This window comes from Ensifer sp. NPDC090286 (genome assembly GCF_044769565.1).
GTDB lineage: Bacteria > Pseudomonadota > Alphaproteobacteria > Rhizobiales > Rhizobiaceae > Ensifer.
Window position 1 is genome coordinate 933,966 of record NZ_JBIVYF010000002.1, and the last position, 21,995, is coordinate 955,960.

22 protein-coding genes are annotated in these 21,995 nt (G+C 63.4%); 5 read left to right on the forward strand and 17 right to left on the reverse strand.

What is annotated here, in order from left to right; translation table 11 throughout:
• Positions 1–237: 237 nt before the first annotated feature.
• The 7 genes from ACIQUG_RS14470 to nirK all read right to left on the reverse strand — a co-directional run bounded on the left by ACIQUG_RS14470 (position 238) and on the right by nirK (position 8,410).
• Positions 238–1,830 (reverse strand): TolC family protein, encoded by a 1,593-nt coding sequence (locus ACIQUG_RS14470; RefSeq protein WP_402322716.1) that lies wholly within the window; start codon positions 1,828–1,830, stop codon positions 238–240.
• Positions 1,827–3,887, reverse strand: a complete 2,061-nt coding sequence (locus ACIQUG_RS14475; RefSeq protein ID WP_402322719.1) for an FUSC family protein — start codon at positions 3,885–3,887, stop codon at positions 1,827–1,829. The genes ACIQUG_RS14470 and ACIQUG_RS14475 overlap by 4 nt, the downstream gene beginning before the upstream one ends.
• On the reverse strand, positions 3,865–4,929 hold the full coding sequence (mdtN, locus tag ACIQUG_RS14480) for a multidrug transporter subunit MdtN (RefSeq protein WP_402322722.1): 1,065 nt from the start codon (positions 4,927–4,929) through the stop codon (positions 3,865–3,867). The genes ACIQUG_RS14475 and mdtN overlap by 23 nt, the downstream gene beginning before the upstream one ends.
• Positions 4,926–5,168 carry a YtcA family lipoprotein gene (locus ACIQUG_RS14485; protein ID WP_402322725.1) on the reverse strand — a complete coding sequence of 81 codons (243 nt, stop codon included), beginning with the start codon at positions 5,166–5,168 and terminating at the stop codon, positions 4,926–4,928. The genes mdtN and ACIQUG_RS14485 overlap by 4 nt, the downstream gene beginning before the upstream one ends.
• 263 nt (positions 5,169–5,431) lie before the next feature.
• Positions 5,432–6,079, reverse strand: coding sequence for a Crp/Fnr family transcriptional regulator (locus tag ACIQUG_RS14490; RefSeq protein ID WP_082006020.1), 648 nt, complete (start codon positions 6,077–6,079; stop codon positions 5,432–5,434).
• Positions 6,080–6,254: 175 nt separating this feature from the next.
• Positions 6,255–7,172, reverse strand: coding sequence for an SUMF1/EgtB/PvdO family nonheme iron enzyme (locus tag ACIQUG_RS14495; RefSeq protein ID WP_402322728.1), 918 nt, complete (start codon positions 7,170–7,172; stop codon positions 6,255–6,257).
• A gap of 101 nt (positions 7,173–7,273) precedes the next feature.
• Positions 7,274–8,410 carry a copper-containing nitrite reductase gene (nirK, locus tag ACIQUG_RS14500; RefSeq protein WP_402322732.1) on the reverse strand — a complete coding sequence of 379 codons (1,137 nt, stop codon included), beginning with the start codon at positions 8,408–8,410 and terminating at the stop codon, positions 7,274–7,276.
• A 338-nt stretch (positions 8,411–8,748) separates the two neighbouring features.
• Here nirK and ACIQUG_RS14505 point away from each other — a divergent pair, with 338 nt between their 5' ends.
• Entirely contained in the window at positions 8,749–9,972 is a 1,224-nt protein-coding gene (locus ACIQUG_RS14505; RefSeq protein WP_402322735.1) for an NnrS family protein, read from the forward strand.
• A gap of 70 nt (positions 9,973–10,042) precedes the next feature.
• On the opposite strand, the gene ACIQUG_RS14510 is transcribed toward ACIQUG_RS14505, so the two are convergent.
• The 4 genes from ACIQUG_RS14510 to ACIQUG_RS14525 form a co-directional block, all read right to left on the reverse strand.
• Entirely contained in the window at positions 10,043–10,369 is a 327-nt protein-coding gene (locus tag ACIQUG_RS14510; RefSeq protein WP_402322738.1) for a metal-sulfur cluster assembly factor, read from the reverse strand.
• Positions 10,356–10,886 (reverse strand): DUF2249 domain-containing protein, encoded by a 531-nt coding sequence (locus ACIQUG_RS14515; protein ID WP_043616941.1) that lies wholly within the window; start codon positions 10,884–10,886, stop codon positions 10,356–10,358. The genes ACIQUG_RS14510 and ACIQUG_RS14515 overlap by 14 nt, the downstream gene beginning before the upstream one ends.
• Positions 10,867–12,246: a hypothetical protein gene (locus tag ACIQUG_RS14520; RefSeq protein WP_402322740.1), complete on the reverse strand. Its 1,380-nt coding sequence runs from the start codon at positions 12,244–12,246 to the stop codon at positions 10,867–10,869. The genes ACIQUG_RS14515 and ACIQUG_RS14520 overlap by 20 nt, the downstream gene beginning before the upstream one ends.
• Before the next feature lie 135 nt (positions 12,247–12,381).
• Complete coding sequence (locus ACIQUG_RS14525; protein ID WP_402322743.1) at positions 12,382–12,660, reverse strand: DUF2249 domain-containing protein; 279 nt, start codon at positions 12,658–12,660, stop codon at positions 12,382–12,384.
• A 223-nt stretch (positions 12,661–12,883) separates the two neighbouring features.
• Between ACIQUG_RS14525 and hemN the strand changes: the two genes are divergently transcribed.
• Positions 12,884–14,236 carry an oxygen-independent coproporphyrinogen III oxidase gene (hemN, locus tag ACIQUG_RS14530; protein WP_402322746.1) on the forward strand — a complete coding sequence of 451 codons (1,353 nt, stop codon included), beginning with the start codon at positions 12,884–12,886 and terminating at the stop codon, positions 14,234–14,236.
• A gap of 651 nt (positions 14,237–14,887) precedes the next feature.
• On the opposite strand, the gene ACIQUG_RS14535 is transcribed toward hemN, so the two are convergent.
• From ACIQUG_RS14535 to ACIQUG_RS14560, 6 genes are all read right to left on the reverse strand, one after another.
• The gene (locus tag ACIQUG_RS14535) at positions 14,888–16,789 is read right to left on the reverse strand and encodes a nitric oxide reductase activation protein NorD (RefSeq protein WP_402322748.1); all 1,902 of its coding nucleotides are present in this window, start codon (positions 16,787–16,789) and stop codon (positions 14,888–14,890) included.
• Between the two features lie 8 nt (positions 16,790–16,797).
• On the reverse strand, positions 16,798–17,610 hold the full coding sequence (locus ACIQUG_RS14540) for a CbbQ/NirQ/NorQ/GpvN family protein (protein WP_402322751.1): 813 nt from the start codon (positions 17,608–17,610) through the stop codon (positions 16,798–16,800).
• Between the two features lie 66 nt (positions 17,611–17,676).
• Positions 17,677–19,023, reverse strand: coding sequence for a cbb3-type cytochrome c oxidase subunit I (locus ACIQUG_RS14545; RefSeq protein ID WP_402322754.1), 1,347 nt, complete (start codon positions 19,021–19,023; stop codon positions 17,677–17,679).
• Positions 19,024–19,047: 24 nt separating this feature from the next.
• The gene (locus ACIQUG_RS14550; protein ID WP_402322757.1) at positions 19,048–19,500 is read right to left on the reverse strand and encodes a c-type cytochrome; all 453 of its coding nucleotides are present in this window, start codon (positions 19,498–19,500) and stop codon (positions 19,048–19,050) included.
• 169 nt (positions 19,501–19,669) lie between these two features.
• Positions 19,670–19,948, reverse strand: coding sequence for a cytochrome C oxidase subunit IV family protein (locus ACIQUG_RS14555; protein WP_402322760.1), 279 nt, complete (start codon positions 19,946–19,948; stop codon positions 19,670–19,672).
• A gap of 5 nt (positions 19,949–19,953) precedes the next feature.
• The gene (locus ACIQUG_RS14560) at positions 19,954–20,511 is read right to left on the reverse strand and encodes a cytochrome c oxidase subunit 3 (protein WP_402322763.1); all 558 of its coding nucleotides are present in this window, start codon (positions 20,509–20,511) and stop codon (positions 19,954–19,956) included.
• A 121-nt stretch (positions 20,512–20,632) separates the two neighbouring features.
• Between ACIQUG_RS14560 and ACIQUG_RS14565 the strand changes: the two genes are divergently transcribed.
• From ACIQUG_RS14565 to ACIQUG_RS14575, 3 genes are all read left to right on the forward strand, one after another.
• Positions 20,633–20,788 (forward strand): hypothetical protein, encoded by a 156-nt coding sequence (locus tag ACIQUG_RS14565; protein WP_089044838.1) that lies wholly within the window; start codon positions 20,633–20,635, stop codon positions 20,786–20,788.
• Between the two features lie 78 nt (positions 20,789–20,866).
• Positions 20,867–21,295, forward strand: coding sequence for a hemerythrin domain-containing protein (locus ACIQUG_RS14570; protein ID WP_402322767.1), 429 nt, complete (start codon positions 20,867–20,869; stop codon positions 21,293–21,295).
• A gap of 10 nt (positions 21,296–21,305) precedes the next feature.
• The gene (locus ACIQUG_RS14575; RefSeq protein ID WP_402322770.1) at positions 21,306–21,995 is read left to right on the forward strand and encodes an NnrU family protein; all 690 of its coding nucleotides are present in this window, start codon (positions 21,306–21,308) and stop codon (positions 21,993–21,995) included.

The following is a 21,995-nucleotide window of genomic DNA, read 5'->3' on the forward strand; positions in this document are numbered from 1 at the left end:
GCGCCACGCCCAATACTATCCACGCCGGTCGCCATTCCGTTGACCCTTGGAAGCGAGCGTGTCTCGGCAATCCGGATCGGATCAGCCGTCTCTATGCTGGGATTGCTCATTCTTGCCGCTCATGTCGGAACGACGGCGGTGGCGGGCATCCTTTCTGGCGCGTTCGATGGACTGTTGATCGAGGCGTCGTCGATCCTCTGGTGAGTACTGCGGCGGAACATACATCGCGTCGGGTCGTCAGAAGCGATTGACCACATTGCGGTTGGTCAGCGTTCCCGTCGCAAAAGCAAGGCTGGCCGCGGCGACGAGCGTGTCGCTGTAGGCGGTCGCCTTTGCGACTTTCGCCTGCAGCAGCGCCGTCTGCGCGATGCTGACATCGGTGATCGTGCCCAGGCCCTGCTTGTAGTAGTCGACCGCAGCATCGTAGGTCGTCTGAGCGGCGGTCGTCAGCTCGCTTGCTGCCGCATAGCCGGCCAGGCTGGTTCGCAGCAGATCATAGGCGACGACGACTTCCCGCGCTGCGGTGGTTTGCAGCTGCGCCATCTCCTGCTCGGCAGCGCCGACTTGGGCCATCGCCGACTGCAGCCGCGCATCGCGCAGCCCGCCGTCGTAAATCGGGAAACTCAGGCCGATCATCAGGTTGGCGTTTGGCTGGTTGACCCGGATCGTCGAGCGCTGGTCGAAACGGGTGTCCTCGACGCTGAGCGAGCCGATGTTGCGGTTCACGTTGCCCACCAGTGCAACCTTCGGCATGAACTCCGCTCGGGCGGCCGCAATGCCGTTCTTGTCGGCCTGCAGGCGAGCAAAAGCCGCCTGCACATCCGGGCGACGCTGGAGCGATGTCGCAATCAACCGGTTGAGGTCTTCAGGTACGGCCTTCGGCAGAGCGCGATTGCTGCCGTCGGCGATGCGGATCTCAAGCGTAGGCGAGACCCCGACCGCTTCGAGAAGCGTCATATAGGCATTGCGCTCGTGCCCTTGCGATTGGGTCAGGTTGAAGCGCGCCTGCGCCACCTGCTGGTTTGCCTGAGCGACTTCGATCGACGTGGCGATGCCGCGGCCCATGCGTGCCTTGGCGGCCGCCTGAACAAGCTCGGCATTCTGCACCGTCTGGCGGGCGATCTTCAATTGAACGCGCGCCGCCGTCAGGACGAAATAGGCGTTGGAGACATCGAAGATCAGCTTCTGGTGCGTGCCGTTGAAGGTGACGTTTGCGGCAAACGCCAATTGCGTCGCCGCCGCTCTCCCCGCATCCCGCCCGCCGAAATCGAGGAGCAGCCACTTGACGGTCAGGGATGGAATGAACTGCGCGCCGGTTGTCGTCAGCGTGCCGGGCGCGATCGGTATGGGACCGCCGATACCGGGGGCCGTCGCCGACGTCTGCTCGAGACCAGCAAGAACATCTGCCGTGAGGAGAGGCAGGTACACCGCTTCGGTCATGCCGACGGCGATCGCTGCTTGTCGGGCGCGCTGCCAGGCGGCACGGGTAATCGGATTGGTCCGCTGGGCGATATCGACCAGTTCCGGCAGGGTATAGTCGTGCTTCGGATCGATCGTCGGCGCCGCGATCGTGATTGGGATTTCGGGATTTGGCGCGAGAGCGAAATCCGGCGTGCCCGCACTCGCCTTCGCGACATTCTTGTTGCCCGTTCCCGAAACGGCCGGCCGGTCGGCGCTCGGCGGCGCCAGATCATCGAGCGCTGCGGACGTGCAGGCTGCCGGGATCGACAATGCGCCAAGGAGAACAGCGCCTCGGGCGGCACGGCGCAAGATCCGGCAAAGGGCGATCGCCCCTCCCGAAACCCACCTCGCCCCCGCAGAAACCATCATCCCAAGGCATCCCCCGCTGCCAGCCGCCGAACCACAGTCTCGATCTTCTCGTAGAGTTCAAGCCTCCAGGCGAGCTCGTCGCGAATTCGCCGGGGAAAACCTCGCCCATCGTCGCTTGCCTGCCGGGCCCGGGCGAGACGCGCTTTCAGCCTCCGAAGCGCCAGGGACAGATCAGAATTTGGCTTCGGCCGGGGCCAAACCTCCAATCGCCCGGCCTGATCGTCCAGCCATTGCGCCACCGCGCGTTCATAGCCAAGGACGGCGCGTTTGAGCGGCGCGGACGCGCCACGCAACGGGCCGAAGGCGCGGTCGTGTTCGCGCAGTTCGATGATGGGTGCGGCCAGTTCCTGCAGGCCGAGGGCAATACGCTCCGTCGTCCGGGCGTCGATTTCTCCCCGTCGCACGTTTGCCGGCTCGAACCGCAGCAGTTCGCTCTGGCGCAGGGCGCCGGCGACGCCGCCGATCAGCTCGGCATAGTTGCCGGTGCGGCCGCCGCGGCGCGCCAAGAGGTCGGCAAGCGTGGCGCCGCTTGCCGCAAGGCTCTTGCGTATTCCCTGCCCGATGCTGACCGGCCAAATCGTCGAGAAGACGACCGAAACGGCGATGTTGCCGAAGACGATACCGATGATGCGATCGCGCGCCTCGTTGAGATCCAGGCTCGGGCCGAAACCGTGCAGCACGACGAGGAAGAAGCAGAGCGCCATCTGCCAACCGATGTAGGAAATGCGCTCCGAACCGACGGAAATCCATGCCGCAATGAGGCTGACCGCACCGACGAGGAAAGCGAGCTGGCCGATATCCGTCATGTGCGGCACGAGCCAGATCGTCGAGCCAATCGCAACGGCGCCGCCAAGCAGGCAGCCCGTCAGCCGCAGGGCCAGCTTGTGCATGGTCTCGCCCGTCGTCCCAAGCGCCACCATGAAACAAGTGATCAGCGCCGTGTGGATCGCAAACCAATCGAGGGCCGTATAGGTGATGTAGGTGATCATCACCGCAAGCAGCGCCTTCAGCGCGAACTGCGTGTAGAGCGGATTGCTGAAAGCATCCGGCAGGAAGAACCCTTCTTCAGCAGCGCCTGACGCGAGCGCGGGCTGGCCAACCCCCACGAGAATGTCGACGATCCTTTCGACCTGGCGCGCCGGGAGAGGATCAGCAGCTTTGAAGGCACGAAAATCAGGCGAGCCGAGCAAGCCCTGTTCGGGCGGCCTGTGACTACGGATCGCTCCGGCAATGCGGCGAAGAACCTCCTCCGCCGCAGCATTTTCCCGCGGCCTTCGTTCATCGAGCGATAGGGCGAGTGCCAGTGTCAGCAGATCATAGGATGCGTCCGTCGCCGCCTGCATGCGCGCCACGTCGCGCTTGCCCATCAAGGCCAGCAACTTTGCGAACCCGGCATATTTCTTGAGCTCTCCATTGCCTTTGGCCAGCAATGCCGCAGCCACAGGTTTCGCCGCGTCGTCTCCGCCGGCCAGAAGCCGAACTGCCACTTCCAACCGTTCGGCGATCGCCGAGCGAAGCTTACGCGCCGGGCTATGGCCGGCGATGACATGGATCGCGACCAGGTAGACGACCGGGAAGAACACCACCACCCACATCCAGGCGAGCCCTCGGACCAGCAGTTCCGGGATTGGCACGATGTCGTAAAGCGTCATGACGAAGGCAAAGACCATGGCGACCGTGCCGATCGGCGGCCCGGCGCGGCTTGCCTGTGTCAGGTACATGCCACCGAAGGTAAAGAAGGCGACCAGCGCCAGGCGCAAGGCCGGCTCGTCCGCCACGACCATGAGGCAGGCGATGGCCAGCAGAATCCCGATTGTCGCGCCGACCAGCAAGCCGATGGCGATCAGGATGCCGGAGCCGGCATCGGCTCTGAAAGCGAAGAAGACGAGATAACAGGAGATTGCCGCTTCGGGGACCTGCAGCGCCATCGCCGTCACCGCAACCAGCGTGGTGACCAGCGCCATGCGCAGGGAAAGGTCCAGCCGGCCCGGATAGGGCTGCAACTCGTCCCAGAGGATCGACGTGTAGCGGACGCTACTTCGCGGCTGGAACAGCATCGGCATCGTTGCGCGCGGGCCCGATGACGACGACGGCGGAGGCGCCGACGCGCATCAGGTCCTCCGGAGGGTTTTCAAGCCGCACATGTACGGGAAAGCGCTTGGCGACCCGCACCCAGTTCAGCGAGTTGGAAACGATCGGTATGCCGAGGATCGTGGCGGAATCTTCCGATCGCACGCCCCAGCCGACACCCTCGACCGTGCCGGAAATACGACGCTCCGGATCCGCCATGACGAAGACGTCGGCGCGGCTGCCGATGGCGATCGCCTTGAGTTCCGTTTCGCGGAAGAAGGCGACGGTCTCCCATTCGGCGGTATCGATCAGGGTAAACAGCGTTTCGGCAGGAACCACGACCTTGCCGACCGTCGTGCGCAAGCCGACGATCTTGCCGTCGAACGGCGCCCGAACGATTGTGTTCTCCAGGTCCCGCTCCGCAAGCGCGACCGTCGCCCGCGCGACATCCGCCTGGGCCTTGCGGGTATCGAGGGTGCCAATCACCCGGTTTGCGCCATGGGCCGACTGCAGCGCCTGAGCAAGGCTGACCTCGGCATCCTTGACGGCGGTACGCGCCTCATCGACCTGCTGCGCCGTCACGAACCGCTTCGGCAAGAGCGGCTCCAGCCGCTCCTGTGTCTGGCGCGCGAGCATGACATTGTTCTTTGCGCGGGCGATCTGCCGGTCCGCGACATTTGCATTGGCACGCTCGAGATCGAGATTGCGCTCTCCCTGCGCCACTTCCGACTGCGTCGCCTTCAGTTCGGCCCGCGCTTGCTCGAGACGCAGGCGATAGGGTTCCGGATCGAGGCGGAAGAGCACGTCGCCCTTCTTCACGCTGGAATTGTTGCGCACTTCGACGGCGACAACCCGGCCCGGCACGCTCGCGGCGATCGCGACCGTCGGCGCATCGATTTCGGCGACGTCCGTGCGCGGGCTGCGGTCAACCTGCCAGAAGGCGAAATAGACTGCGAAGGCCGCACTGGCGATGATGAGCGGGCCAAGCACACGCGCGACCGCGCGCCGGAAGATGTCACCGGCACTCAATGCGGCGCTCCGCCAAAAGCCAGATACCAGTAGACGATGCTGGTGGTGAGCGCGAGCGAGAGGTAGACGAGAAGCGGCGCCGGCAGGTGTTCGTCAATGCCGGCGTGCACGAGGATCAGCCGTGCGACGACCGTCGTGACGATACCGAGCCCGGCACAGAGCAGCCAGGCTGGAAAATACGAGCCGAACACCACGATCGAAGGCGCAAGCGGATCCCGGGCACACCCCGCGGCCGTCAACATCCCCACCGATAAAAGTGCGCGCCCGATCGTCCGCCGCCAGCGGCCGGCACGCATGCTACGTCGAACCACACCATCCCCCATGTCATGGCCATTGTCATGCAGTTGCCGATACTGGTGAATTACGCGAGCCGATTCAACCATTCATGGACCTGCATCACCAGGGTTCGGGAGACGACCGGTCGTTGAAGGGCTGATGATCAGTGGTTCCTGCGACGGACGGCCCCAACTCCTTGTAGAGGCAATCAAGGGCACAGGCGTTTTTAGCTGTCGGCCCGCTCCGCCAGGCGCCGCAGCCCGGGGATGTCCTTCAGCGTCAGCTTCTGCCGTCCGCCGACGACGAGGCCCCGCCCCTCCCAAGCGCTGAGAATGCGCGAGACCGTGTGCAGCGTCGTTCCGGTCATCTCGGCGATATCCTGGCGCGAGATCGGAAAATCGATGCGGATGCCGCCGCTTTCCGGTTTTCCGGCCTGTTCGGCCAGCCGAAGCACCGTGTGTGCGACGCGGCGCTCGACTTCTTCGGTCGACATTTCGCGGATACGGGTATGGGCCTCGTCGAGGCGCTGGCCGATCGTATGAAGGGCATTGACCGCAAGATGCGGATTTTTCTCGACGAAAATGTTCCAGAGTTCGGTCGGCCAGGCGAGGACCAGGCTTTCGGTCGCCGCCGTTGCCGTGCCCGGATAGTCGCTGCGCTGCAGTGCCCGGGCGAAACCGAAGAGATCGCCGGGATTGACGACCCGCACGATGATCTGTTGCCCGTCCTTGGTGACCTGGGTCACCTTCAGCCGGCCATTCAGCAGCAGGAAGAAGAAATCGGCCGTCGCACCTTGTTCGAACACGGCTTCGTTCTGCGGCACGCGCCGCACCGTGGCGCGCGTCAGCAGCGTGTCCAGTTCCGGGTCGCTCATCTTCTGAAACAGAGGGAGCGATTTGACGAGTGTGCGATCGAGTGCAGCCACGTTGGCCCTACATCCTGCCGATTTAAAATTGCCTCTGCTCTAGCATAGCGCCGGGTCCTACAAAAGGACCCGGCATTTATGCGCTAGAGAGGGTTCTCTCAGCAATTTCATCGGCCGTCCCATCTCAGCCCGCACCCTGAAACCGGCGTTCGAAGGCATAGAGATAGCCCGAATACCAGCGGCCGTCGCGCACGAGCCGGAAGCCGAGATTGTCAGGCGGGACGCCGACCGCACAGCCTCCGCTCTTCGGATCCCGGATGAAGAAGCTCATCGACGCCCGATGCTTGCCGTTGACGACGAAGATGCCGCAGGCGGGCGCTTCCTTCAGCACCTCGCCGTCGTCGCCGATCGTAACGCGGCGGTGGCAGGTCTCGGTCCATTCCCAGACGTTGCCGTCGAGATCGGCAACGCCGTACTCGTTCTCCCCGAAGGCACCCGAGGGCTGCGGCATCGGGTTCTTCGCCCGCTGCCGGCTGGATTCGCGCTCGTAGTCCGCAAGCCACCGCAGCGCCGGATTGTCCTTGGTACCGTCAATCCCCAGCGCATCGTCGGGGAATTTCGACCCGGCGGCAAAGGCCCATTGCTGGTCGGTCGGAAGGCGCCAGACTTCGCCCGTCTTCTTGGTCAGCCACGCCGCATAATCGGTCGCGTCTGTGTAGTTCACTCCAGTCATCGGCACACCCGACAGCCCGGCGCCATGACCGCCTTCCGGTTGCTGGCAACCGCCATCGGCGACGCAGCGCTCGTAGTCGTCGCGCGTCACCTGATACTTCATGATCTCGAGCGGCTGCTTGAGGGCGGCAACCACGATCGGCGCGTCGACCGCAAATCCGTTCTTCAGGAAGTGGCCCTCGGCGCGATAGCTCATCTGACGCGGCGAAATCGTCATGGTCACCGGCGGCCGGATCGACGGATCGATGCCGTCCTTGAGATCGTCGAACAGCCCCACCTTCGCCGAAAGCACGCCGCCGATTGCCGCCAAAAGGACGGCCGGGGCTGCAAGCGAGAGGAGCGAAACCGCAGTTTTCTTGGTGCTGGGCATGGGAGGTCTCCAGGGGAAGTAGCACGCGCCTGTTGGCGCGTACCTTTGTTCGCGCGTGGGGTCGCTGTCAGCGGACCCCACGATCATCCGCTGTCACCCGGCTACATCGACGCGGGCTTGACGACCGATGTCATCAGGTCGTCGTTCCATTCGCCGGTGACCTTGAAGTGGCCGGCGGCACCCAGCTCGAACGCCTCGATCAGGTTGTGGTTGACGTAGGCGTACACACCCGGCTGGCGGAAGGTGTAGAAGGCAGCGCCCGCGGTACCGCCCGGAATGAGCCAGGTTTCCTGGTCGAGGTCCGGCGGGTTGCGGAACTTGCCGGTCGCCCAGACATAGTCACCATGTCCGCCGATCAGGTGCGGCCGCGTATCGCGGTTGGCTTGCGAATGGACGACGAGCACGCGCTCGCCTACGGCCGCAGTCAAGGCATGGTCGCCGGTCAGCGCGCCGACCGCGCCGTTGAAGACGATGTGGGTCGGGGTCAGCGTACGCATCGCCTTGACCGCATCTTCATAGGCTTCGCCGGGGGTTTCATACTTCTTGTAGTTCCCGGCCTCGTCCTTCGGCACGTAGAAGTCCTGCTCGCCGACATAGTAGATCTTGTCATAGGTCAGCGGCTGGCCCTTCTCGTCCTTAAGGCCGTCGCGCGGCAGCACCATGATGGCGCCGTTCATGCCCGAGGTTACGTGCCAGGGCACCATGCCTTCAGGCGCGCAATGGTAGACGAAGACGCCGGGCTTGGTCGCCTTGAAGCGCAGCGTGGTTTCCTCGCCCGGGTTGACCTGGGTCAACGCCCCGCCACCGAGCGCGCCGGTCGCGGCGTGGAAGTCGATATTGTGCAGCAGGGTGTTGGTCTCGGGGTTGATCAGCCGCAGTTCGACATAGTCGTTCTCATGCACCACCATCAGCGGACCGGGCACCGAGCCGTTGAAGGTCATCGCATGGATCTCGGTGCCCTCGCGGTCGATCACCAGCTTCTTTTCCTCGATCGTCATGGTGAACTCGACGATGCGCGGTCCGGTCTTGGCGACCTGGTCATGGGCGTGGACGAAAGGAGGCTTGACGAGGTCGGCCTTTACGCGAGGCAAGGTCGAGATATCGACGGGGGCAGCGCCGGCTGCCGCGGCAGCGCCGGCAGCGTGTGCCTGGGCGGTATGGAGAAGCGGCGCAACCGCGCCCGCCAGGGCAGCGCCGGCAAGCATCGTCCGGCGGGTCATCTGAAGTTGTTCAGTCATCTTGCTCTCCTTCGGCGCGTTCCAGCGGCCGGGATTGGCCTTCTGCGAAACGCGCCTGTATTTAACGCGTTAGGGTGGGCGGCACCGACTTGGGCGGCCTCACCTCCGGTCTCGACCACCGGTCCCCCAGCAGTCACACAAGAAGTAGAACCACAGACGAATCGCGTCTTTGTCTTGGAACAAATCGTTTCGAGGAGATCGCTTTTCTTTACGCCTTGCGAAGCTGGTGGTCCGACCGGGCCGCGATACTTGCGTTTTCGCAAAGAGGGCCTTCGAACCCATTGATAGATCAAGCCTCATCCGCAAGTCCGGAAGGACGCACGACGAGGACCACGACCATGTTGGACAGACTGATAAGACCGAAACCAAGCGGCGGCATTCCGCGCGGGCTCTCGACCACCGGCCCGGTGCTCTTCTCCTATGGCTTCCGGCCGTTCTTTCTCGCAGCCGCCCTGTGGGCGATCGGCGCCATGGCGCTGTGGATCGCCGCACTGCTTCTCGGACTAGACCTAGCCGGCGACTACGGTGCCGCCCATTGGCACGCGCACGAGATGCTCTTCGGCTTTTCCTCCGCCGTTCTCGGCGGCTTTCTGTTGACGGCGATCCCGAACTGGACCGGAAGGCTGCCGGTTTCCGGCCGACCGCTCGCTGCCCTCTTCGGGCTCTGGGTCATTGGCCGGGTTGCTCTCTTGTCGAGTGGATTCATTGGCCTCCCTGTCGCAGCCGCTGTCGAAGCTCTTTTTCTGCCGGTGCTTCTCCTGATCTGCGCGCGCGAGGTGATCGTCGGTCGCAAGTGGAAGGACCTCAAGGTGATCGGGGGGCTCATAATTTTGTCCGCCGCCAATATCTGGTTCCACCTCTCGGTCCTCGGCAATCTCGATGTCGACGCCGCAGCGCGGCTGGCGATCGGGGCCTACACCATGCTGATCATGATCGTCGGCGGACGCATCGTGCCCAGCTTCACCCGCAACTGGCTGAACAAAGTCGGCCGCACCGATTTCCCGGTGCCCTACAACCGGTTCGACACCGCGGCGATCCTGATCGGCGTTGCGGCGCTCGCCGCCTGGACCTTCGCGCCCGTCCACATCGTTACCGCAGCGATTGCCGTGGTCGCGTGCGCCTTTCATGCGGTACGGTTGCTGCGCTGGCACGGATCGCCGACCTGGCCGGAGAAGCTGCTTTTCGTCCTGCACGTAGCTTACGCCTTCGTGCCGCTCGGCTTCCTGGCGATATCGGCGGGGGCAGTCGAGCTCCTCAGCGACTACCCGGTCATGCATGTGCTGACCGTCGGAGTGATCGCCTTCATGATGCTCGCCGTGATGACGCGCGCCACGCGCGGCCATACCGGACGGCCGCTGGTGGGATCGACAGTCACCAGCGCCTCCTATGTCGCGATTGCGGGCGCGGCGCTGATCCGGCCGCTGGCCGAGGTGCTGCCGGCTCACTACCACCATTTAATTGCGCTTTCGGGTATGTTGTGGATCGCCGCCTTCGCACTGTTCACGCTGGAATACGGACCGATGCTGGTGCGCGAACGCCGCGCGCCCCGCGCCTCGTCCTGACCGCACGCCCGAACCCCAATGCAAAAGGCGCCGCATCTGCGGCGCCTTTTCTTCGTTACAAGGCTGATCCTTAGAAGATGCTGCCATGCGCGAGTTCCATCGCGCCGTCTGCCATCATGTCAGGCGTCCACGACGGTTCGTAAGTCAGGCGGACCTCGGCATACTCGACGCCCGGCACGTACCAGACGCAGTTCTGCACCGCTTCCTTCAGGAAGGCGGTCGCCGGGCAGCCCTTGATCGTCGTCGTCATGGTGACGCGGGCAATGCCGCCCTCCTGAACGTCGATGTCATAGATCAGGCCGAGATCGACGACGTTTTTGCCCATTTCGGGGTCGATGATGATGCGCAAGGCATCGCGGATCTTGGCTTCGAGATCCAGATTTTCAGGCGCCGACATGGGAACGCCTCCCGCCGATGCGGATGAGGATCCGATAGGTCTCGCCGGTCGTATCGAAATTGCCCGCCCATTTGTGGCCGCGCTTGGCGAGTTCCGGATAGAGGAACAACGGCTCGCGCGCGAGCAACGCGAACAGAACCTCGCCTTCGGCCATCTTCTCGGCGGTCGCCAGGATGCGTACCATCGGTTCAGGCGGATCGAGCTCCGTCAGATCGAGCTGCCGGCTCGGGTCGGGCCAGGTGTCGAGTTCCGTTTCCCCTGCCGAAAGCCTGATCCCCTCGACCTCCCCTTCCGGCGTAAACAGAACCTCCCAGTCGCCATTGTCGAGCGGGCGGTCCTGATGGGTAAAGCCGCGACCTGCCATGACGCTGAAAAGCGGAACAGGCCGGAAGGTTGCGATCAGCTTCAACGCCTGGCCCGGAGCGAGGCTGTCGACTGCATTCATAATGGCCTGGAACGGATCGCTGCCGCCGCGCAGGTGCGGCCGCACGTCGAGTTCATAGGGATCTTGGCTCATGGGAACCTCCGTGAGGAATGGATGGCAGAAACAGGCCTGGCCGAACAACGCCGTCAGGCAATCGAAGCTCGGCCGGAACGTTGATCAGTCGCCGTGTTCGCACGAACTCGAGGATGAGCGCATTGACGGCAATCAACTGGCCGAGACTTGCAAAACGAAAGAGGGGCGCGCTGCCAATCAGGAGCGCGAGCGTGCCCACCGCGACCGTCAGATAAAAGAGCCGGAACCAGCGAAGGGCGGACGTTTCGCTGACGAGATCCTGAACCCTCGGGGTCGGCATGCGCCCAAGCGCCGGCCCGTAACATTCGAGCCAGGTCATGAACGGCACGATTTTGTAAAGCTGGGCGAGGCCCATTCCCGTCAGCCAGCCAAAAGCGACGAGATAGACGACAGCGCCGATAGCCTCACCGAGGCGGCCGACGGCCAGCAGGGCGACGAAGAGCAGGCTCGCGGCGACGAGCGACGCGAAGGCGCCGATACTGGCGCGGCTGTTGAGCTCGATCGCCTTGCGCCGGCGTTCGCGATAGATGCGCTGGATATCGCCGACATAGATCGCGACCATGGCCACGCCGGAACCGACGGCAAGGAGGAGAAGCGGCGAGCGGCCAATGGTGCCCAAGAGAATGACGGGCACAGCTGCGGCCAGAAGGCCGAGGGAAAGGGTGCCGAGCGCGAAGACCAGGCGGCTGCTCGTCCGTTCCTTGTCCGGCGACAGCATGAACATGGTCAAAAGCCGATAGCTAACACCCATCGTGGTGAAGCTCAACCAGCCGCAAAGGCCGAGCGAAGCATGTAGGGAGAGACCGTCGACCGTGAGGTCGATCGCACCCTCCGCGTCGATCAGGCCCGAGAGCACACCGGCATAGACGCCGCCGAGCAGCATTGTGCCGAAGAGCGCCGCAAGGCCGACCGCGACGAACCGGGCCGGTAGTGGCAGCGGGCGCGCATGCCAGAGCGTGACTGCGAAGGCAAAGCCCAGCACCGAAAAGCCGACGATCGAGAAAGCGGCTCCAAGAGGAAGCAGCATCACCGGAAGATCGATCGCGCCGGAAAGGCTGATGAAACCGAGCGTCAGGGTGGCGGTGCCTGTGATTAGGAACAGCAGCGCCGGCAGCGCGACGCTCGGCAACGATAGCGGCTGGCCGACGAGAACAGGCACGAACTGCAGCAATGCGCCGGTCATCAGCAAGCTCAGCCAACCCAGAACGACAACATGGACGAGCGCCAGCGTTTCGGGCGCCTCAAGCGCTGAGACCGGGTAGCCGAAGCCGAGGACCATCATGATCTCGGCAAGGACGAGGAAGATCAGCGCGGCCGCGAAATAGGACATGGTCCAGCGGGATAGCGTGGCTGCGAACATGGTGGTTCAACCCTTGGATCACGATGGCGCTGGTTGAGCCAAGCAAGCGCGATCGATTCTGGTAAGTGAGAGCGGGATGGGAGCGGAAAATGACTCGCGCTTTTTCTCACCCCGCTCTTGAAGGACACCAGGGGCTCAGTGCCCGCCGCAGCAGCAGTCACAGCCGGAGGACTGCTGCCGGCCGATTTCCACACGCCAGACATCCGGTCCCTGCTCGAGATATTCCCAGGTGAATTCGCCCGGATAGCGGGTTTCCAACTGGTAGTGCAGCGGGCGCGGATCGTGGTCGTTGACGATGATGAAGGCGCCGCCCTCGGCGAGCGCGTTCAACATGCCGAAGATTTTCGGATGGCGTTCTACCGGCGGGATCGTCCGCACATCGATAGAGGGCTTGTCGGTCTCTGCAATGGTCATGGTCATCCGCTTCTGAGCGCCGTCGTTTAATGATGATCCGGGAAACGCCGGCGCACACGCCCCGGATTTCCGCAACCTAGCGACAGCGCCGCCGCGACATTTTGTCGAAGCGCAAACAATTCTCGCTTTGGCCGAAAGCGTCCCGTCCTTGACTTTTCGCAAAGAGATACCGGCCCGCGCGGCCTAGAAAAGCGGCATCCATCGCCACCCAGATGAGGACGAAATGTTAGCTTCCGCGCTCCTGAAATATGGTGAAATGCGCCTCCCGCGCTACACGAGTTACCCGACCGCACCGCGCTTTGCCGCTGCTGTCGACGAGCATACCTATGGCGACTGGTTGAAGGCGATCCCGGATGGGCAGGACGTGTCGCTCTACCTGCACATCCCCTTCTGTCGTTCCATGTGCTGGTACTGCGGCTGCCACACGACGATCACCAAGAAGGACGATCCGATCCTCGATTATCTCGAGGTGCTCCGGGACGAGATCCGGATGGTCGCCGATACCATTGGTCGGCCGCTTCCGGTCGCAGAGGTACACTTTGGCGGCGGCACGCCGACGATCATCGAGCCGCGTGAATTCCTGGCGCTGATGACGCTGATGCGCGAGCGCTTTGCGCTGTCGCCATCGGCGAATGTCGCCGTCGAGATCGATCCGCGCCGGCTGACGCTCGCCATGGCCGAGGCGCTCGGCGAAGGCGGCGTCCGGCGCGCGAGCCTCGGCGTGCAGAGCTTCGATCCGATCGTGCAGAAGGCGATCAACCGCATCCAGAGCGAAGATCAGACGGCCGAAGCCGTCGACCACCTGCGCGGCGCCGGTGTCAGCGGGATCAATTTCGACCTGATCTACGGCCTGCCGCATCAGACGGTGCGCTCCTGCATCGAGACGGTCGAAGCGGCCGTTTCGATGCGGCCGGAGCGGTTCGCGGTTTTCGGGTACGCCCATGTGCCGAGCTTCAAGAAGCACCAGCGCATGATCGACGAGACGGCATTGCCCGACAGTACTGCGCGCGCCGAACAGGCGATGGCGATCAGCGAGGCGCTGGTCAAGGCCGGCTACCGCCAGATCGGCCTCGACCATTTTGCCTTGCCTGACGACGATCTCGTCACCGCCCAGGAGGCTGGGCAACTCCGCCGCAACTTCCAGGGCTACACGACCGACACCTGCGAAACCCTGATCGGTTTCGGCGCCTCGGCAATCGGCCGCTCGCGCGACGGGTATGTCCAGAACGAGGTGCCGCCCGGCGTCTATGCAAGCCGCATCGCCTCCGGTCGCCTTGCAACCACCAAGGGCTACCGCCTGACCGAGGAGGACCGCCTGCGCGCTGCGATCATCGAACGGTTGATGTGCGATTTCAGCGCGGATATTTCCGCAATCGCCGCAGCGCATGGCCGGGACTGGCAATCGTTCGTCGACGGCAATAGCAAACTGGCCGAGCTGCGAAAGGATAGCGTGATCGATATCGCCGATGGCGTCATCACTGTCCGCCCCGAACACCGCTTCGTCATCCGCGCGGTGGCCGCGACCTTCGATGCCTATATCGACGAGTCCCAGAGGGTTCATAGCAAGGCGGCGTGAGGGGGCTGATCGCTTCATGAGAGACATAATGGCTGCACCTGAAGATGGTGGCCTGCGAAGACTTGCGGCCCGAGGATAACGGCGTATATCTTCAGGCCGTCTTCAATAGATTGGCGTGCTCGCAGCCGTCTTCCGCACATCCCATGAGAAATCCTGACGAAACCGAAAGCTTGGAGGCTGTGCGCTTTCAAGGCCTGCGCTCCTCCCTGCAATTGACCATAGGGCAACACCAATTCCCCGACATCGAAGGGGATGAATGGGATTCGAACTGGCTGATCGTGGAAGGCAGAGTGGATATCAACGGGACGAAATGGACGTTCCGGGACCCGTGCCTGACAACCTTCGAAATGGAACAACTAGCCGACTGGCTTGAAGAGGTTTCAATCGGAAAGCCGTCGAAGAGCTACTGCTTCTTCACAGAGCCGAACCTTGAGTTCCGATATCAGAAGAATCGGCAGCTACGAATCCGCTTGGCACTTGAATCCGGACCACCGGGCCTCCACCCGCCAATTAGGTGGAACGAGCGAAGTTTTCTGGTGCGGGTCAATGCGGAGCTTGGAAATGCCGCAAGACAATTGCGACAGCAACTCGTTCGGTTCCCGCCAAGAGGGCCTCGCTCTCCTCCCGGTCGCTAATCCACCGCACGCACAGCTAACCGACCAGATTGCGGTAGATCGCCGGCAGCGCTGCCGGCAGCCGCGCGATGTTGCCGACTACGGAATAGCCGTTCTGGCCGAACATGGCCGGCACATAGGACTTCGCCTCCCGGTCCACGGTGACGGCAAAGGTGTTGATGCCGCTTCGCCGTGCCTCGGTGACCGCGCGGCGGCTGTCTTCAAGCGCGAAACGCCCCTCGTAGTGGTCGATATCATTGGGCTTGCCGTCGGTCAGCACCAGCAACAGCTTCTTGCGGTTCGGCTGCCGGCGAAGCTCGGCCGAGGCGTGCCGGATGGCGGCGCCGATACGTGTATAGTAGCCGGGCTTCAGTGCAGCGATGCGTGCTTCGACCAACGGTCCCATCGCCTCGTTGAAGGCCTTAACGGTTTCGACCCGCACCCAGTCGCGCCGCCTTGAGGTGAAGGTCAGGATCGAGTGGTTGTCGCCGCAGGCCGAGAGCCCGTGCGCAAGGATGAGCAGCGCCTCTTTCTCGACATCGAGCACCCGCCGGTTGTCGGACCAGGAATCGGTCGACAGCGAAACGTCGACGAGGATGGTCACCGCCAGATCATGCACCTGCGGCCGGCTCATCAGATGAATACGGTCGCTGCCCTGGCCGCCGGCGGCGAGATCTGTGCGGGCACGCACGACCGCATCGAGATCGAGATCGGCGCCGTCGAGTTGCGCACGTAGCATCTCGTGCCGCGGGCGCAGCACTTCGAACTGGCGCCGCACCCGGCGGACAAGGCTTCTGCTTTCCTCGGTAAGTTCCGTCCGCTCTTCCTGGGCGGAAGCCGGCATCGCCAGCACCCGGCAATGGTCCTTGAGGTACTGGCCGGTCCGGTAGTTCCATTCGGGATAGGTGAGCTCGGCCGTCAGCGGCGTCGGATCGACGGCTTCCGGCGGCAGGTCGAGATCGAAGCGGAACCGCGCCGAAGGTCGTCCCTTGCGCTCGCCGAGCGTCATGTCGTCGAGTTCCTCTGCGGCCTTGCTGTCGTGGTCGTCACTGTCATCGCCGGGGCGGTCGACATTGACCATCTCGGCCATAGCGAGGATCTTCTCGAAGCGGTTGAGGATGAAGGGGCTGCGTTCGCCCTTGCGGTTCTCCGGGTTCTCGCGCACGGCGACGTGTCGTTCGACTTCGGCGACCGCCCCCTGCGTGCCTGCCGTCGCGGCGACATCCTCGTCGCGCACGGTCGTGGTTTCGGTGCGCAACATCGTATCCGGCCAGAGCGGCATCGGCAGCATCGGCAGGTAGCCGGGCGGCGCGCGGTGCGGGAAAATGAACGGCAACGTGGTGTCTGCTTCCCCCGTCGTCTTGCGCAACAGGCGCAGGATACGGTTTTCGAGATGTTGCTCGACCGACGGCAACGCCCCCCTTTGCCGCTCGGCAAGTGTTGCCTCGGCGAGGCGCCGATAGCGCCGCCTAAGGCCCGGGAACCGCTGGAAGACCTCTTCGACCGTTTCCAGCGCGCGCGATACCAGCGCAAGGTCACGACGGAGTGGATCAGTTTCGCTGACGGGGTCGACCGGCATCGTCGCCATATAGGCGACGAGCCAGTGATAGAGGTCCCGGTTCAGGTCTTTCGTCGGAAAGATGTCGATCTCTCCCGGCAGCATCAAGGACGCGTGGTCGCGCGCCGGCTGGACGAGCTTCTCTTCGCCAAGCCCCATGCACTGCCGCCACCGCAGGCGATGGGTCGACGTGCGTCCGCGGGCGGGCACGATCTGCACCGCCGCCTCGCCGCCATGTCCGCGAAAGGAGACGCCGAGCACCGGCAGCATGTCGGCGAGCTTCACCGCCTCTTCCGGATACCGCCGCCAGGTTCTGGTGTTGCCGACGAAACGGTGCCAGGCCCGTCCGACGGTTTCTTCGAGCTCGAGGAAATCAAGCATGGTTCACCTCACGCGATCAGCGAACCGGCCACTTCGAGAAGGGCTGCGCGCACGTCCGGTTCGTCGGTGAGCGGCTCGATCATCGCGGCCCGCACTGCATCCTTGACCGGCATGCCGGCATCGATGAGCGATGCGCAGTAGACGAGCAGCCGGGTCGACACGCCTTCTTCAAGGTCATGCCCCTTCAGGGCGCGCAGGCGGTGCGCGAGATTGACGAGCGGCGCCACCTGGCTCTCCAGCAGTCCGCTCTCCTGCGAAACGACTGATATCTCCGCGCTGCGCGGCAGGAAATCGAACTCGATCGCCACGAAGCGCTGCCTTGTGCTTGGCTTCAGGCTCTTCAAAAGGTTCTGGTAGCCGGGATTGTAGGACACAATCAGCATGAAGCTCGACGGTGCTTCGAGCAGTTCGCCGGTGCGCTCCAGCGGCAGCATGCGGCGGTCGTCCGTCAGCGGATGCAGGACGACGGCCACGTCCTTGCGGGCTTCGACGATCTCGTCGAGATAGCAGACGCCACCGTTGCGCACGGCCCGGGTCAGGGGACCGTCGACCCAGACGGTGTCGCCGCCCTTGAGAAGATACCGTCCGGTGAGGTCGGCGGCGGCCAGATCGTCATGGCAGGAAACGGTCGAAAGCGGCAGGCCGAGCTTCGCCGCCATGTGGCTGACGAAGCGGGTCTTGCCGCATCCGGTCGGTCCCTTCAGGAGCAGCGGCAGCTGCCGCACCCAGGCGGTTTCGAACAGCGCGCATTCATTGCCGGAGGGACTATAGGTGGGGATATCGAGCGCCGCGCGACTGACGGCAGATTGGACAGGGCTCATGGCAAGTCTCCATGCTGGGAATTCTTGGGGGAGATGCCGGCGCGGCGAACCGCGCCGGCTGATCGGTCATTCGGCGGGCTGGACGACGCCGGCGAGCTTCTCGCTGCGCTCGCGGCCGGGCATCAAAACCGCCCAGATGAACATCAGCGCCGAGATCAGGACGACGGCACCCGAGCCGAGGCGGATCCAGTAGAACAGCGCCAGCTGGTCCTGGACGTCCATGTAGTTTTCGCCGAGCACGCGCTGCAGATGCGCCTGGAGGACACCGGCGAAGGTGAGCGCGAAGGTCATGACCGACATGGCGGTGCACATGATCCAGAAGCTCACCATCGACAGCCACTGGTTATAGGGCGCACGGCCGCGGATTTCCGGAATGGCGTAGGCCATGACCGCGAGGTTCAGCATCACATAGGCGCCGAAGAACGCGAGGTGTCCGTGGGCCGCGGTCACCTGGGTGCCGTGGGTGTAGTAGTTCACCGAGGACAGCGTGTGCAGGAAGCCCCAGACGCCGGCGCCGACGAAGGCCATGACCGAGCAGCCGATCGACCAGAGGAGGGCTGCGCGGTTCGGATGCTTGCGGCCGGCCTTCCAGGTCATCACGAAGGTGAAGACGACCATGGTGAAGAAGGGTGCCACTTCCAGCGTCGAGAACAGCGAACCGATCCACTGCCAGTAACCCGGGGCGCCGATCCAGTAATAGTGGTGGCCCGTACCGAGGATGCCGGAGAAGAGCGCCAAGCCGACGATGACATAGAGCCACTTTTCGACGACCTCACGGTCGATGCCGTTGAGCTTGATCATCAGGAAGGCGAGCACCGATGCCATGATCAGTTCCCAGACGCCTTCGACCCAGAGATGGACGACGTACCACCAGTACATCTTGTCGAGCGCCAGGTTGATCGGATTGTAGAAGGCGAAGAGGAAGAAGATCGCCACACCCCAGAGCCCGAAGATCAGGATGTTGGTGACGGTCGTCTTGCGGCCTTTCAGCACCGTCAGCGTGATGTTGTAGAGGAACATCAGCGCGACGATGACGATGCCCACCTTGATCGCGAAGGGCTGCTCAAGGAATTCGCGCCCCTCGTGGATGTGCAGGAGATAGCCGACGACGGCGACAGCCGCGGCGATCAGGAAGATCCAGAACTGCGCGACGGCGATCTTCGTACTGTAGAGCTCGGTTTCCGCCTCTTCCGGCAGCAGATAGTAGGTCGCACCCATGAAGCCCATCAGAAGCCAGACGATCAGCGCGTTGGTGTGGACCATGCGCACGATGTTGAAGGGCAGGAGTTCGGAGAGCGTGTTGGGCAGGACATAGATGGTGCCGGCAAGGACGCCGAACAGCACCTGGGCGAGAAACAGGCCGAGCGCTCCGTAGAAGTAGAGCATCGCGACCTTCTGGGTTTGGTATTTCATGGTGTCACACTCCAATCGGTTCGCTTAACCTGCCTCGTTCGGCGGCCAGTTCTGGGTCTTGATGCGGCTCGTCCATTCGAGGAAGTCGGCGAGGTCGTTGAGTTCCTGTTCGGTGAGATTGAACTGCGGCATCTGCCGCCGCCCCTCGATGCCGGTCGGCTGGGCGGCCATCCAGGCTTTGAACGTTTCGCGGGCGCCGTCGGGATCGGCCTCGCCGCCGAAGCGCTTCCAGACATTGCCGAGCTCGGGCGCGAAATAGGCGCCCTCGCCGAGAAGCGTGTGGCAGTTGATACAGGAGTTCTTTTCCCAGACGTGTTTGCCGCGCGCGACCGCATCGGTCAGCGTCGTTTCGTCCGTCGAGGTCGTTCGCATGTAGTAGTGGCTGTGGGCGGTCAGCCCGACAAAGATTGCGAAGAAAAAGAAGGACCCGCCGTAAAAGACGTTACGGGCCCCGGTTTTGGTGAGGCGTTCTGCCATCACGTGGTCCTTTCGATTTCAGATGGCCGCTGAGAGCGCGGCCGGCTGATCTGATCCCCTCCCCGTGCGGCGATGCATTTTCTGCGCTGGCAACAATCGGGGCGAACCCATGTCTAGGGAAATCGGCGGCGGCTTCTTTGCGTTTCGGCAAACAAATCCGCGGGTCGCCTCAGCTGAAGAGAGCAGTGCTCAGGACCAGCTTCGCTGCGGCGACGAGGACGAGCGCTACGGGCCAGATCAAGAGGCCAAGACGAAGGGCCGACGGCGCCTGCCGGAGCCCCATGAAATCGAGCGCGACGAACCGGCTTTTGACGATGGCGAGCCCGAGCAACACGGCGATGACGAGGGTGGCAGGCCCGGCGATCGCCATCAGCGCCATGCCCGAAATCACGGCTCCGGCAAGCAGCAGCCAGGTATTGAACAATTGTCTGGGATTGCGATCGGTCATGGCACTCACACGAGATAGACGAGCGGGAACATCACGATCCAGACCAGATCGATCACGTGCCAGAGCGTCGTTATCAGCTCGACATTGCCGGGTTTCGGTCGCCAGGCAACGATGAGGAGCACGAAGGCACCGAAGATGACGTGCAGCAGATGGAATCCGGTGACGAGAAAATAGAGCTCGAAGAAGGAGCCGAACTGAGGATCGCCGGCAACGCCAGCCTCGGCGCTATATTCGAACACCTTGATCGCCGCGAAGGCGAAGCCGAAAAGCGCCGCATTCACCAGCGCCCGCCTGCGCTGCTTAAGCGATGCCCTCGGCCTCGTCGCCAAGGCCGCCTGCCAGCCGCTTGTCAAAAGAACAAGCGTGTTGATACCGGCAAGGAGAGGATCGAGATGCGAGCGGGCGGCGGCAAACGCGTCCGGCTGGAGAAGGCCCACAATCAGGAAGCCGACAAGCAGAATGCCGAAGGCGGCAAGTTCGCTCCAGACGAGCACCCAGAGCAGCAAGGCGTCCGTCGTGTCCTCTTCCGCCGTTGCGGCAATCGGATGACTGCGGGCATCCATGTCAGCGCCTCCGTTCAAAAACATCGTTCGAGCTAGGCGCGGGCGAACAGCCTGTCTTTGCGATTGAGCAAAGAAGCGGCCAAGGGGCGGGGCTATTGGCTGACAACAAAGGAGCCTTCCGATGACAGACGCACAGATCGGCCTTTCCGTCGCTACCCCCATCATCATCGTCTTCGCCCTCGTGCTCTATCGCATGGGCGTACTTCAGCGCGGCGCGACGCTGTCGGCGATCCTCTCCTCCGTTGCTATCGCCATCGTTCTCTTTCTCGATCGCTGATCTGCAAACTTTGAGAAATGTCAAAGAGGATCATTGCCGTCGGGTGTAGTTCGAACCAACACTCAACGGAGCAGATCGATGCAGCAGCAATTTTCAGAACATCACGAGCTGGGGCAGGCTTATCGCGAGCTTTTGTCCCTGTGTGATCGCCTCGAGACGCTTGCCGATTCCATCCCGCGCCGCATCGACCTGCCGAGCTGCCGCGTGATCATGACGGAGCTGCCGGAAAAGCTCAGGCGCGTCCACGCGCTGGAGGAGATGATCCTGTTTCCAGCGGTCGAAATTCAGCGGGCGGACGACGGCCGCGACGCCTTGATCGCACGGCTGCGCGCCGAGCATGATGAGGACGATCGGGCAGCCGTCGAACTGGTGCGTGTGCTGAAGGCGGTTCTCGACAACAGGGCATCGCTCAGCTGGGATGCGATCGGCTACATGTTGCGGGGCTTCTTCGAAACGGTTCGCCGCCATGTGGCAACAGAGCGCCTGCTTCTCTGGCGCCATGCGTGAGACAACCGATATGACCTATTTTCTCCTCGCCTTCGCCGTCTTCCTGCTGCTTCATCTGGTGCCGGCCTGGCCGGCGCTACGCCAGGGCCTGATTGACCGCCTCGGCCGCTCGACCTATTTCGCGGTCTATTCGCTTCTGTCGGTGCTCGCTCTCGGTTTCGTCTTTCACGCGGCCCTTCAGCTCGATTTCATCCCGCTCTGGGAGCCGGCGGCCTGGCAGGCCTGGGTGACCTTCGTTCTGGCCCCGCTTGGCATCTTTCTCGTGCTGGCCGGCCTCTTCAGCGAGAACGCGCTGTCGATCTCGATCTATCAGGGAAACGAACGGCCGGGCGCCATCGTGACGATCACCCGCCACCCGGTGCTCTGGGGCTTCCTGCTCTGGGCTGCCGGTCACATCGTGCCCAATGGCGACCTGCGCGCGCTGGTGCTTTTCGGCGGTTTCGCGCTGTTTTCCGTCGGTGGTTTCTTCATGCTTGAAAAGCGTGCCCGCCGACGTTTGGGCCAGAGCTGGCAAGCGGCCTCGAAGGGCACGTCAGTCTGGCCCTTTGCAGCGATCATCCGGGGCGAAACCCGTTTGCGTGCCGACCCCGTGATGATCATCGCCGCCTTTGCCACCGTCGCGATTGCCGCGTGGCTGTTGCTTGGCGGTCACGAGGTGCTGTTCGGCGCTGATCCGCTGCTTCAGGCCACCCTCTTCTAG

Bases quoted from the DNA above. Each gene is read 5' to 3' on its own strand.
- ACIQUG_RS14470 (WP_402322716.1), bottom strand. From the start codon at position 1,830: ATGATGGTTTCTGCGGGGGCGAGGTGGGTTTCGGGAGGGGCGATCGCC.
- ACIQUG_RS14475 (WP_402322719.1), bottom strand. From the start codon at position 3,887: ATGCTGTTCCAGCCGCGAAGTAGCGTCCGCTACACGTCGATCCTCTGG.
- ACIQUG_RS14490 (WP_082006020.1), bottom strand. From the start codon at position 6,079: ATGAGCGACCCGGAACTGGACACGCTGCTGACGCGCGCCACGGTGCGG.
- ACIQUG_RS14495 (WP_402322728.1), bottom strand. From the start codon at position 7,172: ATGCCCAGCACCAAGAAAACTGCGGTTTCGCTCCTCTCGCTTGCAGCC.
- nirK (WP_402322732.1), bottom strand. From the start codon at position 8,410: ATGACTGAACAACTTCAGATGACCCGCCGGACGATGCTTGCCGGCGCT.
- ACIQUG_RS14505 (WP_402322735.1), top strand. From the start codon at position 8,749: ATGTTGGACAGACTGATAAGACCGAAACCAAGCGGCGGCATTCCGCGC.
- ACIQUG_RS14510 (WP_402322738.1), bottom strand. From the start codon at position 10,369: ATGTCGGCGCCTGAAAATCTGGATCTCGAAGCCAAGATCCGCGATGCC.
- ACIQUG_RS14515 (WP_043616941.1), bottom strand. From the start codon at position 10,886: ATGAGCCAAGATCCCTATGAACTCGACGTGCGGCCGCACCTGCGCGGC.
- ACIQUG_RS14520 (WP_402322740.1), bottom strand. From the start codon at position 12,246: ATGTTCGCAGCCACGCTATCCCGCTGGACCATGTCCTATTTCGCGGCC.
- ACIQUG_RS14525 (WP_402322743.1), bottom strand. From the start codon at position 12,660: ATGACCATTGCAGAGACCGACAAGCCCTCTATCGATGTGCGGACGATC.
- hemN (WP_402322746.1), top strand. From the start codon at position 12,884: ATGTTAGCTTCCGCGCTCCTGAAATATGGTGAAATGCGCCTCCCGCGC.
- ACIQUG_RS14535 (WP_402322748.1), bottom strand. From the start codon at position 16,789: ATGCTTGATTTCCTCGAGCTCGAAGAAACCGTCGGACGGGCCTGGCAC.
- ACIQUG_RS14540 (WP_402322751.1), bottom strand. From the start codon at position 17,610: ATGAGCCCTGTCCAATCTGCCGTCAGTCGCGCGGCGCTCGATATCCCC.
- ACIQUG_RS14545 (WP_402322754.1), bottom strand. From the start codon at position 19,023: ATGAAATACCAAACCCAGAAGGTCGCGATGCTCTACTTCTACGGAGCG.
- ACIQUG_RS14550 (WP_402322757.1), bottom strand. From the start codon at position 19,500: ATGGCAGAACGCCTCACCAAAACCGGGGCCCGTAACGTCTTTTACGGC.
- ACIQUG_RS14555 (WP_402322760.1), bottom strand. From the start codon at position 19,948: ATGACCGATCGCAATCCCAGACAATTGTTCAATACCTGGCTGCTGCTT.
- ACIQUG_RS14560 (WP_402322763.1), bottom strand. From the start codon at position 20,511: ATGGATGCCCGCAGTCATCCGATTGCCGCAACGGCGGAAGAGGACACG.
- ACIQUG_RS14565 (WP_089044838.1), top strand. From the start codon at position 20,633: ATGACAGACGCACAGATCGGCCTTTCCGTCGCTACCCCCATCATCATC.
- ACIQUG_RS14570 (WP_402322767.1), top strand. From the start codon at position 20,867: ATGCAGCAGCAATTTTCAGAACATCACGAGCTGGGGCAGGCTTATCGC.
- ACIQUG_RS14575 (WP_402322770.1), top strand. From the start codon at position 21,306: ATGACCTATTTTCTCCTCGCCTTCGCCGTCTTCCTGCTGCTTCATCTG.